The sequence below is a fragment of the Pseudomonas sp. 2822-17 genome (assembly GCF_002742485.1).
Lineage (GTDB): Bacteria > Pseudomonadota > Gammaproteobacteria > Pseudomonadales > Pseudomonadaceae > Aquipseudomonas > Aquipseudomonas cyclaminis.
In genome coordinates this window covers 165,442-177,398 of sequence record NZ_LJRZ01000247.1, presented here as the reverse complement: position 1 = coordinate 177,398, position 11,957 = coordinate 165,442, and the positions used below count along the sequence as shown (strand labels likewise).

Below are 11,957 nucleotides of genomic sequence, written 5' to 3'. Positions count from 1 at the left end.
TCTTCATTCGCTCAGCAACGCCTGACAACGCACTTGGAGAAACCGATGCAGCACTTTCACCCGCTCCGACACTTGCAGACGGTGGGGGCACATCAAGTTGAACGGGGTGGGTTCGCCTTGCCAATCCGGCAACAGGTGCACCAGGCGACCTGCCTTGAGATCCCGGGCGATATCCAGGTTGGCTTTATAGGCGATGCCGTGGCCAGCCAAGGCCCAGCGCCGCACAATTTCACCGTCGTCGCTCAGGTAATCGCCGGTCACGTCGACTTCCTGCAGCTCGCTGCCCTGGCGAAAGAACCACGTACTGTTGGCGCGCCCCTGTCGCATGTACCGCAGCGTGCTGTGTTGCGCCAATTGCGTGGGTGTCGTGGGGGTGCCATGGCGCGCGAGATACGCGGGGCTGGCGCAGGCAATACGCTGGTGATCGGGCACCACCGGCAGCGCCACCAGGCTGGAATCGCGAGGTACGCCGAAGCGCAGGGCGATGTCGACGGTGTCGCGGAACAGGTCGGCATTGCTGTCGTTGAGCAGCAGTTGCAGGCGGATGTTCGGGTGCTCCACCTTGAATGCGTCCAGCCAGCCCAGCACCACATTGCGCCCGAAATCCGAGGGTGCGGCTAATTGCAGTAATCCCGTCAGCCCTTGGCTGTGCTGCCTCAGCGCCTGTTCACCGTCGGCCAGTGCGGCCAACGCTTCGCGCACGCTGTCGAGGTAGCGCTTGCCTTCCTCGGTCAGGCGCATGCTGCGGGTGGAGCGTGCCAGCAGGCGAATGCCCAGCCGGGTTTCCAGGCGTTTGAGGGCGATGCTGGCCGCCGCTGGCGTCAAACCCAGGCCGCGTGCGGCCGCGGACAGGCTGCCCGTATCGGCGGTGCGCACAAAGACTTCAAGGTCGAGGATTGAGCTCATTTGTAAAAATCCTTTAAAGATCTTGTCGTTTTACCGGGATTTTTCGTCGATTGCCAAGCTGGGAAGATGAACGCTCACTTTCTCACCCAGGATATCTCCCCATGACTTCTCCCCTCAGCGGTAAAACCGTCATCGTGATCGGCGGCAGCAGCGGCATTGGCGCGGCGGTGGCCAAGGCGGCGGTTGCGCGGGGCGCCCACGTGGTGCTGGCGGGCCGGCGCTTGTCCGCCGGCAGCGACAACGGCGTGCGCAGCGAACCGGTCGACGTGACGGACGCGACATCCCTGCAACGTCTGTTCGAAGGCGTCGGGCGCTTTGACCATCTGGTCTATACCTCAGGCCCCTCGGTGCGCGCCAAGCTCTTGATCGACACCGATCTGGACGAGGCCCAGGATAATTTCAACGTGAAACTCTGGGGCGCGTTGCGCGCGATCCAACTGGCGCTGCCGTTTCTCGACGAGCGCGGCAGCATCAGCCTGACCTCGGGGCAACTGGGGCGTAAGTGGGTGCCGGGGCAATTTATCAAGGTCGGCATCAATGCCGCGACCGAGGCACTGGGCAAGCAATTGGCCAAAGAGTTGGCACCGCGTCGGGTCAACGTGGTCAGCCCTGGGGTGATTGATACACCGGCGTATGCCGGGTTGGCTGAAGAGCAGCGGTTGGCGATGTTCGCCAAGGCGGGCGGTGCGTTGCCGGTTGGGCGGGTAGGGCAGGCCGAGGAGGTGGCGGCGGGGTATGTACTGGCCATGGAAAATGGCTATATGACCGGCAGCGTGATCGACATCGACGGCGGCGGATTGCTGTAGACAAAAACCGCGAGAACCCAGAGGACTCAATGTGGGAGGGGCTTGACCCCTCCCACAAGCGCAGCGTTATGCCTTCAAGGTGCGTGTCATCCGCAGAGCCAGAAAGCTACCCGCCACAATCACCGCCGCCAGCAGGTACAGCGCAATATCGGTCGAGCCTGTAGCGTCCTTCACAAAGCCAACGATATACGGGCTGAGAAACCCCGCCATCTGCCCCATGGAATTGATTAACGCCAAGCCACCCGCCGCCGCGCCCGCGCTGAGCATCGCCGTCGGCACTGGCCAGAACATCGGCAGGCCGGTGAGGGCGCCCATGGTGGCGATGGTCAAGCCAAGGATGGCAATCGCCGGCGTGGTGGCGAAATTCACAGCAATCAGCAGGCCAATCGCACCCATCAGCATCGGCACCACCAAGTGCCAGCGACGCTCCTTGCGCAAGTCCGCAGAGCGGCCCACCAGCAGCATAAACACCGCCGCCAGCAAATACGGAATCGCACTGAGCCAGCCGATCACCAGGTTATCGCTGAACCCCAGGTTCTTGATGATCGACGGCAGCCAGAAGTTGATCGCGTACACACCGCTCTGGATACAGAAGTAGATCAGGCCGAACGCCCAGATCGCCGGGTTCTTGAACACTTCGGCGAGGGAGTCGGTGGTGGTCTTCGGCTTGTTGGCCAGGTCCGTCGCCTGATCGGCTTCCAGCACTGCGCGCTCGTGGGGTTTGAGCCACTTGGCGTGGGCAAACGTGTCACTGAGCAGGAAGAAGGCGAGGGCGCCGAGAATCACGGTGGGGATGCCTTGCAGCAGGAACATCCACTGCCAGCCCGCCAAGCCGCCTTGGCCGGCGGCGAAGTGGTTGAGAATCCAGCCAGAGAACGGGCTGCCGAGCAAGCCGGACACCGGGATCGCCGACATGAACAGCGCCATGATCCGGCCACGGCGGAAGGTCGGGAACCACTGCGACAGGTAAAGCACCACGCCAGGGAAGAAGCCGGCTTCGGCAGCGCCCGTGAACAGGCGCAGGGTGTAGAAATGCGTCGGCGTGGTGACAAACAACAGGCACGTGGACAAGGTGCCCCACACGATCATCATCAACGCAATCCAGCGCCGTGGACCGAACCTGGTCAGCGCCAGATTGCTCGGTACGCCGCACAGCACGTAGCCGATGAAGAAAATCCCGGCACCCAGGCCGTACACGGTTTCACTGAATTTCAGCGCATCAAGCATCTGCAACTTGGCAAAGCCAACGTTGACCCGGTCGAGGTAGTTGAACAGATAGCAGATGAAAATGAAGGGGATCAGGCGCAGGGTAATGCGCTTGTAGATGGCGTTTTTATCGTCATCGGTGGCCAGTGTGGCAGCGGCGCTCTGTGACATGGCGTTCTCTCTTTATTATGATTTTTCGCGATGCGAGGGTAACGTTGATCGCCCAACGAGTCTCGGCCACGGAGCGGGGTGCTGTCTTTGTGCTCGCGCACAGTGACGGATACTTTGCGCTGTGCCGATGAACAATCATGTTTTTTCAGGAATTTAGACTCATGTTCGAGTTGGATCATGACTTGGCGCAGGACATCGTCGATCGGACCATGGCGATTTTGCCCTACAACGTCAATGTCATGGACAGCCAGGGCCTGATTCTGGGCAGTGGCGAGTCCGAGCGGATCAACACTCGCCACGAAGGCGCGCAACTGGTGCTGGCCAATGGTCGCGTGGTGGAAATCGACGGCCAGACCGCCAAGCACCTCAAGGGCGTGCAACCCGGTATCAACCTGCCGCTGCTGCACGATCAGCGCTTGATCGGTGTGCTGGGCATCACCGGCGAACCTGAGCTGCTGCGCACCTACGCCGAACTGGTACGCATGACCGCTGAAATGCTGGTCAGCCACCGTCATCAGCAAGCCGAGCAACAATGGCGACGCCAGCGTTGCGATGATCTGTTGGCCTTACTTCTGGCCGAAACCGGAGACTCGCCGCGTCTGGTCGATGAAGCTCAACAGTTGGGACTCAAGCCCCAACTGGCGCGCACGCCGTACCTGTTCGAACTGGGTGACGGCCAGTCGGCGGAGGCGTTGAGTGCCTGGCTGACGTCGCGCTATCCGGACAGTTGGTGCGTCAGCTCGGCGCAGTTCTCGCTGTTATGGTGCCGGCCTGCGGCGGTGCAGGTGGATAATCCACGGTTGCTCGAAAAACTCGCAGGCCAAGGCTGGAATGTCCTGCGGGTGGCCGTCGGCGGGCAGGCAGAGGGGCTGGCCGGGTTGCGCCGTTGCTACCGGCGCGTCGGTGACTTGCTGGCCTACGGCCGCGATGTTCTGCCGCATTCGCGGTTGCTGACCCTCAACCGTTATCGCTTGCCGGTGATGCTCTGGCGCCATCGCAACGACGACGCGCTCGACGAACTGCTCGACCCCCTGCGCAAGGTGCTGGCCAAGGACAACAACGGCCAACTGCTGGCCACCCTGCGCAGTTGGTGCGACCACGATGGGCAAAGCCAGGCCTGCGCCGATGCGTTGGGCATCCACCGCAACAGTCTGCGCTACCGCATGGAGCGCATCGCCGAACTCAGCGGCGTCGACCCACTGACCCTGGATGGCATGCTTGCCCTGTACCTGGGCGTACAGCTGTTGCCCCAGCCTTTGTCGGAATGAACAACAAACCCCACCCGCACTTGTGCATCGGACCGGCGTCATTCCCGGTGCCAACTGGCAGCATGGGCGTCATAAAAACCGGAGAAAGCCCATGAAAATCATCATCGCCCCCGACTCGTTCAAGGACAGCCTGAGTGCCGAAGGCGTCGCCCAGGCCATTGCCCAAGGCTTGGCGCAGGTCTGGCCGGATGCGCAGTTGATCCAGTGCCCGATGGCGGACGGCGGTGAAGGAACGGTGGATTCGGTACTCGCGGCCTGCAATGGCGAATTGCGCCGCCAAGCCGTACGCGGGCCGTTGGGCGCCACGGTTGATGCGCGCTGGGGCTGGTTGGCCGACAGCCACACGGCGATCATTGAAATGGCCGAAGCCAGCGGCCTGCAATTGGTTCCGCCAGGGCAGCGCGATGCCTGCATCAGCAGCACCTACGGCACTGGCGAACTGATCCGCGCCGCGTTGGATGCTGGCGCACAGCGCATCATCCTGGCGATTGGCGGCAGTGCCACCAATGATGGCGGGGCCGGGGCGATGCAGGCGCTGGGCGTGCAACTGTCTGACGCCCAATCCCAGGTGCTGGCGCCGGGCGGCCTGGCCTTATCCCAGCTGGCCCATATCAGCCTGGAGCGGCTTGATCCACGCCTGTCCGAGGTGCGCTTTGAAATCGCCGCCGACGTCAACAATCCCCTGTGCGGTGCCCACGGTGCCTCAGCGATTTTTGGCCCGCAGAAAGGCGCCAGTCCCGAGCAAGTCCAGAAGCTGGACGCCGCCCTCAGCCACTTCGCCGATCACTGCGCCAAGGTGCTGCCCAAGGACGTGCGCGATGAACCCGGCAGCGGCGCCGCCGGCGGCCTGGGCTTCGCCGCCAAAGCCTTTCTCGGCGCACAGTTTCGAGCCGGTGTAGACGTCGTCGCCGAACTGGTTGGCCTGGACGCGGCCGTACGCGGCGCCGACCTGGTCATCACCGGCGAAGGCCGCTTCGACGCCCAGACCCTGCGCGGCAAAACCCCCTTCGGCGTCGCCCGCATCGCCCAACAGCACGGCGTACCCGTGATCGTCATCGCCGGCACCCTGGGCGACGGTTATGAACAGATGTACGCCCACGGCGTCGACGCTGCCTTCGCCCTGCCTTGCGGCCCGATGAGCCTGGAGCAGGCGTGCGGTGAGGCACCGCATTTGCTGCGTGAGCGGGCGGCGGATATTGCGCGGTTGTGGCGGGCGGCGGCCAAGCACTGACGTCGCCTCCCGAACATGGGACAATCCGCGCCTTTTTTGACACGGAGAGTCCCCATGCTGCGCCCCGCATTCCTGGCCCTGCTGTTGACCGGCACTGCCACTTTCGCTCAAGCCGACGCCGAAACCGTCCCCTTGCTCCGGGAAATCAAGAACTGGGTCACGGGTTGCGACAACCTGCGCAATTGCCATGCCCTCAGCGCACCCAGTGGCGTTGACGAAGAGGACTACAGCTCGCTGACCTTGCACATCTGGCATCAGGCCGGGCCTGAAGGGTTCCTGCGTTTGCGGTTCGACCATCGCGGCGAGGCGCTGGACCTGTCGACTCTGCTGTTGGACGGCCAGCCGCTGGAGCTGGAGCTGACCCGGGACCTGCACGTAGAACTCGACGATCAGGGCGGTGATCCCGAGGTGCAATCCTACGGCGTAATCGAGGACGCTGCAGCGCGGCGGTGGCTACAGCGTTTGCGCAATTGCCAGCGTGTGCAATTGCCGGGGGATGAGCAAGCCCATGTGTCGCTGAGTGGGTTGAGTGCTTCGCTGTTGTTGATGGATTCCGTGCAGGGCCGGGTGGATAACGTCAGCGCCCTGGCCCGGCCGGGTAAAGGCGCGGCCAGCGGCGTGCCCGCGCGCTTGCAGGCACCAGTGTTGCGCAGATTCCCAGGAGCGCCGGGGTTGACTGCGCAGGAGCAGGCTGGCCTTGTCGCGGCTGTGTTGCATACCATCACGCCCGAGGATAACGGCACCGGCAGCGCGCCCGAGGCCAACGCTGGCGCCCTGACCGCACAGCAGGCGATGACGGTGGTGCGTTATGACTGCGCAGCCTACAACTGTGAATACGATGTGGTCAGCCGCCAGCGCCAGGCGCCGTACGCACAAACCCCGATGCACCTTGAGCCCTTGCCATTGGGGATCGAGCCGCTGCAAGGCTCGGTGGGGTACGACCCGGCCAGCGGCACCTTGAGTTATTTCTACAAGCTGCGCGGGCTCGGCGATTGTGGCGAGGGCGCCGTCTGGGTGTTTGATGGCCAGGGGTTCCAGCTCAGCGAGCTGCACGCCATGCCGCGCTGCACCGGGGTCGGTTACGGCGATTGGCCGGCGTTGTGGTCGACAGCGCCGGCACCCTAGCCATCGGACTGGCAGGGCCTCTACACTGGCTGGCCACGTGTCTTTCAAAGGATGAAACACCATGCACACGCCTGAACCCCATATCGTGATCCAGCGCTTTACCGAGGCCCATCTTGAGGGCGTCGCAGCGCTCTACAACGAACCGGCCGTGTGTCGACAGGTGCTGCAAATGCCTTTTCAATCCGTGGAGACCTGGCGCAACAGACTGGTGCTGGACAACGAGCGCCGGCTACAACTGGTGGCGGTGCACGGGGGCGAGGTGATCGGCCAGCTCGGCCTGGAACAGTACCTGCGCGTGCGCCGGGCCCATGTGGGTTCGTTCGGCATGGGCGTCGCACCGGCCTGGCAGGGCAAGGGCGTGGGTTCGCGCCTGCTGACGGCCGCGCTGGACGTGGCCGACAACTGGATGAACCTGCACCGCGTGGAACTCACGGTGTACGCCGACAACGAAGCCGCGCAACACCTGTACCGTAAATTCGGTTTCGAGGTGGAAGGGGTGTTGCGCGATTACGCCCTGCGTGACGGTGTGTTTGTCGACACCTTGAGCATGGCGCGCCTGCGCCGGTCGGCTTAATCCTGCAAGGCAAACGCCACCGCAGCCTGCGCATGCAGCTCGGTGGTGTCCAGCAGTGGCAGGTCGCTGTGTTCCGGCTTGATCAGCATCCCGATTTCCGTACAACCGAGGATGATTGCCTGGGCGCCACGGGCGGCCAGGGATTCGATCACCCGTTGGTAGATCTGGCGTGACGTGTCGCTGATCACGCCCACGCACAACTCTTCATAGATGATGCGGTGCACGTCCCGGCGCTCATTCGCGTCCGGCACCAATACCGTCAGGCCATGCTCGGCCAGGCGCGACATGAGAAAGTCCTGCTCCATGGTAAAGGCAGTCCCCAACAGACCGACCGTCAGCGTGCCGGCTTCCACAGCGGCCAAACCGGCGGCATCGGCGATGTGCAGGAAAGGAATCGACACCGCCTTCTCAACACGTGGTGCCACCTTGTGCATGGTGTTGGTACACAGCACCACACACTCGGCGCCGCCCGCTTGCAGGCGACGCGCAGCCTCTTCCAGGATCAACGCGGCGTCATCCCAGCGCCCTGCATGCTGGGCCTGCTGCACAGGGCCGAAATCCACGCTGTACATCAACAGTTGCGCCGAGCGCAGCGGCCCGAGTTGGTCGCGTACGCGCTGGTTGATGATCCGGTAATACTCGGCGCTGGACTCCCAGCTCATGCCGCCGATAAGGCCGATGGTGCGCATGTGATATTCCTGACAAGGGATGTGGCTTCACCTTACCCACTGGCCAGCCAATAGTCATACGCAGTTGCCAGCCAAATGACCGGTGCAGTTTTAAGCCGTACGCCGTACCGCCGCATCTGCCATGATCAGCCCTCGCAACCTGGCTCACCCAAGGAATCTGGCAATGGACGATGTACAGCAACTGGGCGAGATGCTTCGTCATTACGCCGACAGCGAAGCGCACAAGAAGCAGCAATTCGACGTGCAATCAGCCCGCTGGGCACAAAAACTCGGTGAGTTGTTCGAGCAGATCGAACAGTGGCTGGAGCCGGTGAAAACCGTCGGGCTGCTGGAGGTCCATCGTCAAGCCTATGTGGCCAGTGGGCCCAGCGTGCCGGTGGAGACGTCCACCTTCAAAACCGAGAAGCTCATTGTGCAGATCACCGGCAAAACCGTGGAGTTCGTGCCGGATGTGATGGGCGCGGGCGGTTCGATTTCCGTAGCAGTGATGGGCTTGACCGCTGCCCGCCACGGCAGCGTTTCGCTGGTGCTGGCGGCCGATAAAAACGACTGGCTGTGGAAGAAAACCAATGGCCTGAAAGACCCGGATACCTTCGGTTTCGACGCCAACTTCCTGGCCTCGCAGTTGCAAAGCCTGATCCCTCGCGAGCGCAGCTGAGTCGTCTTGTCGCCACACCCGCTGGTCTGCCAAATGCCTGGGGGCAAATAAGGTGTATTCCCCAGGATTGGCTATACCTACAGCTCATTGTTTCGATGAAAACCGCCAGGGAGTTCGATGATGAAGCTAAGGCTAATGATCAGCACGCTATGCATTGCCACGATGGGGATGACGGGCTGCGCCAGTAAGGTGACGCAACCGGATGAGTATTCGGGCTTTCTGTCCGACTACAGCCACCTCAAGCAGGCCCAGTCACCGTCGGGCGCCGAGGTGATGCGCTGGGTCGATCCCAAGCTGGACCTGAGCCGCTACAACGCGGCTTACATCGAACCCACGCAGTTTTACCCCAAGCCCCACGGCACCGCGAAAATCCCCGACAGCACCCTCAACGGCATCAACGCCTACTACAACCAGGCGCTCAAGCGTGAGTTGGCCAAGTCACTGCCCCTGGCCAACGCGCCCGGCCCAGGTGTGATCGTGGTGCGTGCGGCAATTACTGCTGTCAGCAGCAAGACCGAAGGCCTGAAACCCTATGAGTTCATCCCGGTGGCCCTGGTGGCGGCGGCGGTGAGTACCGGCACCGGCATCCGTGACCAGGAAACCACCTTGGGCACCGAAGCGCAGTTTCTGGACGGCGCCAGTGGCAAGGTCATCGCCCAAGTGGTGCGCAAAGGTACCGGCAAGCCACTGGCAAACGATTCACAGGTGATGAAGGCCGATGACGTGAAAGGCGTGATCGACGGATGGGCGTCCGACCTGCATCAGTCCTACATGAAACTTAGAAAACCCTAAAACGCATTCCTGGCCAGCCGGTTGTAGTAGCTGAGCAGGGCGTCGTAGCGGCGGGTGACGAGATAATAGTCGTCACTCAACTGCTGCGGCGCGGCGTGGTCCTGCCAGTGCTGGTGCAGGGTAACCAAGGCCTTGAGGTATTCATCGGCAGGCGCCTTGATGTTGTACCAGAGGTGAATCGCCTCATCGTCGAGCCTTCTGCTGGGCATGGCGTTCAGAAAGATTCGGCCGTCTTCGGCAGTCTTGCGCAGCGCTTCGGTCAAGTCGGCCACCTGCTGCGGGGTCAGGTTGGCGTCGCGCACACCTCGCTCGATCTGGTTGACCGCCTGGCGCGCCGTGATCATGTAGTTGAGCAGATGCCACTGCATGTCCCGGCCAAACCGCGCCTCCAGCAGCGCCAGTTGCGCGGGACGCACGCGTAGATCTTCATCCTCCAGCTGTTGGCGCAGAGAAGTGGACGCCGTCAGATAGGTTTCGACGACCTGGTCGTAGGCCAGCATTAATTGCTTGTGTTTGGCCTCTGCGGCTATTTCCTGGCCCGTAGGCGCCAGACTGCGCGCCTGCACGCGAGCGCTCCCATCCGCCAGGGCCGTGAGGTCGTACAGCGATTGCGCGTAGGCTCCGGCGGCCGCGAGCAAATCGCTGGCGGGTGCCTGGCGCTCCAGTTTCACCGTGTACTGCTGCGAACACACCGACCGCTGGATAAGGTACGGCGCCGGCTCGTTGCGGTCGCCATAGTTGTCGAGGGTCGGCTTGTCGGGCTCGGGGTAATAAGTTAGGCGCGTATCCCGGTCGACGCGGTTCACGCAATCAATGATCGGCGCCAGGGCACTCGCCCTGGCGGTGTGGGGGCTGTCGCGCTGGTCCAGCCACAGTTGCACCTTTTGCAAAGGCCTGGTGGCACCGGCCACGCCGAGCAGGCCCAGGCCCAATGCCAGACTGATGGGTAACAACCATTTTGGATTCATGGCTTGGCCTCCTGACCGTACCACTGCGCCTGCGTGGCGGGCGTCTGGCACTCAACCACGCTGCGCGGCATGCGGCTGCACAGGCGTTCGGTCCACTGTTGCAGGCCTTGGTTGCGGGTGACCCGATGCTGGTTGTCGAGCACCTTCAAGCCAGCGTAGAGCGCGACCGCAGTGACGAGGCAAAGCGCCGTGCCGAGGACGCCCCAGCGCGGATGGCGGGCGGTCCACGGTGTGTGGTGATTCATGAAAGGCCGCTTGACCAACCCCACCAGCGCCAGTGCGACCACCAGGGTCAAGCTGGCGAACGGGCTGAACATAAAACCCAACGCTACCGCCAGGACCAGGCCGGGGACCAGATCGCGTATCGGCAGCAGCGGCAAGTGGGTCGGGCTGAGCCAGCGGGGCAAGCGTTGGCTCAGCTGTTCATCCAGCACGCGGTATTGATGAGCCAACGGACGCCAGGCCTGCCAGGCGATGCCCGCACCGACCACGGCACCGATCGACCATAGGATCCCCTGGCCCACGGTCGGTACCACGTTGCCGGCCAGGGCGTCGGCCTTTACCAGCACGCCCACCAGGCAACTGAGCACCAGCGCCACGAGCCACGGCCAGGTGTCCATCGCCGACTCCCAGCCCTGCCAGAAATACACCGTGCCACCGGGCATGCCTTCGGCAACGCTGACGTGATCGGCATAAATATCGGCGCTCAGGGTCTTGCAGGCCTTCCAGTCGTCTTCGTCGAAGCGTTGGGCGAAGGCACGGCGCTGGCCCAGGCTCATCGGTGCGAGCAGTAAACGTGCGGCGCGCTGTTGCGGGCTGTGGGGCGGTTCTGCTGCCAACGCACGTTGGCGCGCCATAAAGGCTGGCCCTTGCTGGCGCTTCAACAACAGCGCCCAGTCGCCGGCCGGGCAGCCATGGTCTGCGCCGCCGTGCCAGTTTTGTCCGGCGCACACGGCGTCGAACACCGTGCTCGACCAGTAAGGATGGTTGGCAAGCAGCCTGGCCAACCATTCGTTGAACCACTCGGCATGGGGATGATTGTTGACCCAGGCATGCGCGCCGGGTGTAGCGGCGTAGGCGGCCAGGAACGCAGCGTCGTCTTGCTGGCCAAGGGCTTGGTGCAAGGGTTGCTGCAACCGGGTCCGGTGCTGGAACTCCAGGGTGCTGATCAATTCGCTGGGCAATTCCAACCGCTGCCAGGCGGTCAGCCAGTTGAAGGTCTCGAAGGCCCATCGCGTGTCTTCGGCATTGAGGTCGCCGTCGATACAGCGCTGCAACAGGTGGACTTCGAGCAACAGCGCGGTGCCATCGGCCATGGCCGCTTGGTAATGCTGGGCGAGGCTGAGGTCGGAGGTCTCGATAAGCACGTCATCCGCGACCTGCTCGCCTGGGTTCCACGCCAGTGCCGCCTCGTAGGCCTCGCGCAGACGCTGATAGCCCTCAGGGTCATCGTCCGGGCGGGTCTTTTTCAACAAGGTGGCGTATTGACGCTTGATCGTGCGGCTATCGGCACCTGGCGTCAGGCCGAGGACATTCCAGCAAGTCATGTGCGGTGCAACTCCC

At 63.0% G+C, this 11,957-nt stretch carries 12 protein-coding genes; 7 read left to right on the top strand and 5 right to left on the bottom strand.

The window, feature by feature from the left end; translation table 11 throughout:
• Nucleotides 1-3: 3 nt before the first annotated feature.
• Complete coding sequence (locus tag AOA60_RS02510; protein WP_099583025.1) at nt 4-906, bottom strand: LysR family transcriptional regulator; 903 nt, start codon at nt 904-906, stop codon at nt 4-6.
• Between the two features lie 101 nt (nt 907-1,007).
• Here AOA60_RS02510 and AOA60_RS02505 point away from each other — a divergent pair, with 101 nt between their 5' ends.
• Nucleotides 1,008-1,712, top strand: a complete 705-nt coding sequence (locus AOA60_RS02505; RefSeq protein WP_099583024.1) for an SDR family oxidoreductase — start codon at nt 1,008-1,010, stop codon at nt 1,710-1,712.
• A gap of 66 nt (nt 1,713-1,778) precedes the next feature.
• On the opposite strand, the gene AOA60_RS02500 is transcribed toward AOA60_RS02505, so the two are convergent.
• A complete protein-coding gene (locus tag AOA60_RS02500) occupies nt 1,779-3,089 on the bottom strand; it encodes an MFS transporter (protein WP_099583023.1) in 1,311 nt (436 codons plus the stop codon).
• Nucleotides 3,090-3,250: 161 nt separating this feature from the next.
• Between AOA60_RS02500 and AOA60_RS02495 the strand changes: the two genes are divergently transcribed.
• The 4 genes from AOA60_RS02495 to AOA60_RS02480 all read left to right on the top strand — a co-directional run bounded on the left by AOA60_RS02495 (nt 3,251) and on the right by AOA60_RS02480 (nt 7,287).
• A complete protein-coding gene (locus tag AOA60_RS02495) occupies nt 3,251-4,357 on the top strand; it encodes a sugar diacid recognition domain-containing protein (RefSeq protein WP_099583022.1) in 1,107 nt (368 codons plus the stop codon).
• A 91-nt stretch (nt 4,358-4,448) separates the two neighbouring features.
• Nucleotides 4,449-5,588, top strand: coding sequence for a glycerate kinase (locus AOA60_RS02490; protein ID WP_099583021.1), 1,140 nt, complete (start codon nt 4,449-4,451; stop codon nt 5,586-5,588).
• Between the two features lie 54 nt (nt 5,589-5,642).
• The gene (locus tag AOA60_RS02485) at nt 5,643-6,713 is read left to right on the top strand and encodes a DUF1176 domain-containing protein (protein ID WP_099583020.1); all 1,071 of its coding nucleotides are present in this window, start codon (nt 5,643-5,645) and stop codon (nt 6,711-6,713) included.
• A 61-nt stretch (nt 6,714-6,774) separates the two neighbouring features.
• A complete protein-coding gene (locus AOA60_RS02480) occupies nt 6,775-7,287 on the top strand; it encodes a GNAT family N-acetyltransferase (protein ID WP_099583019.1) in 513 nt (170 codons plus the stop codon).
• On the opposite strand, the gene AOA60_RS02475 is transcribed toward AOA60_RS02480, so the two are convergent.
• On the bottom strand, nt 7,284-7,976 hold the full coding sequence (locus AOA60_RS02475) for an aspartate/glutamate racemase family protein (RefSeq protein ID WP_099583018.1): 693 nt from the start codon (nt 7,974-7,976) through the stop codon (nt 7,284-7,286). The two genes, AOA60_RS02480 and AOA60_RS02475, sit on opposite strands and share 4 nt — an antisense overlap.
• A 163-nt stretch (nt 7,977-8,139) precedes the next feature.
• Between AOA60_RS02475 and AOA60_RS02470 the strand changes: the two genes are divergently transcribed.
• On the top strand, nt 8,140-8,634 hold the full coding sequence (locus AOA60_RS02470) for a hypothetical protein (protein WP_099583017.1): 495 nt from the start codon (nt 8,140-8,142) through the stop codon (nt 8,632-8,634).
• Between the two features lie 120 nt (nt 8,635-8,754).
• Nucleotides 8,755-9,426, top strand: coding sequence for a DUF3313 domain-containing protein (locus AOA60_RS02465; RefSeq protein ID WP_099583016.1), 672 nt, complete (start codon nt 8,755-8,757; stop codon nt 9,424-9,426).
• On the opposite strand, the gene AOA60_RS02460 is transcribed toward AOA60_RS02465, so the two are convergent.
• Both AOA60_RS02460 and AOA60_RS02455 read right to left on the bottom strand, forming a co-directional pair.
• A complete protein-coding gene (locus tag AOA60_RS02460; protein WP_099583015.1) occupies nt 9,423-10,394 on the bottom strand; it encodes a DUF3829 domain-containing protein in 972 nt (323 codons plus the stop codon). The two genes, AOA60_RS02465 and AOA60_RS02460, sit on opposite strands and share 4 nt — an antisense overlap.
• Complete coding sequence (locus AOA60_RS02455) at nt 10,391-11,941, bottom strand: J domain-containing protein (protein WP_099583014.1); 1,551 nt, start codon at nt 11,939-11,941, stop codon at nt 10,391-10,393. Before AOA60_RS02455 ends, AOA60_RS02460 begins: the two co-directional genes overlap by 4 nt.
• Nucleotides 11,942-11,957: the final 16 nt, after the last annotated feature.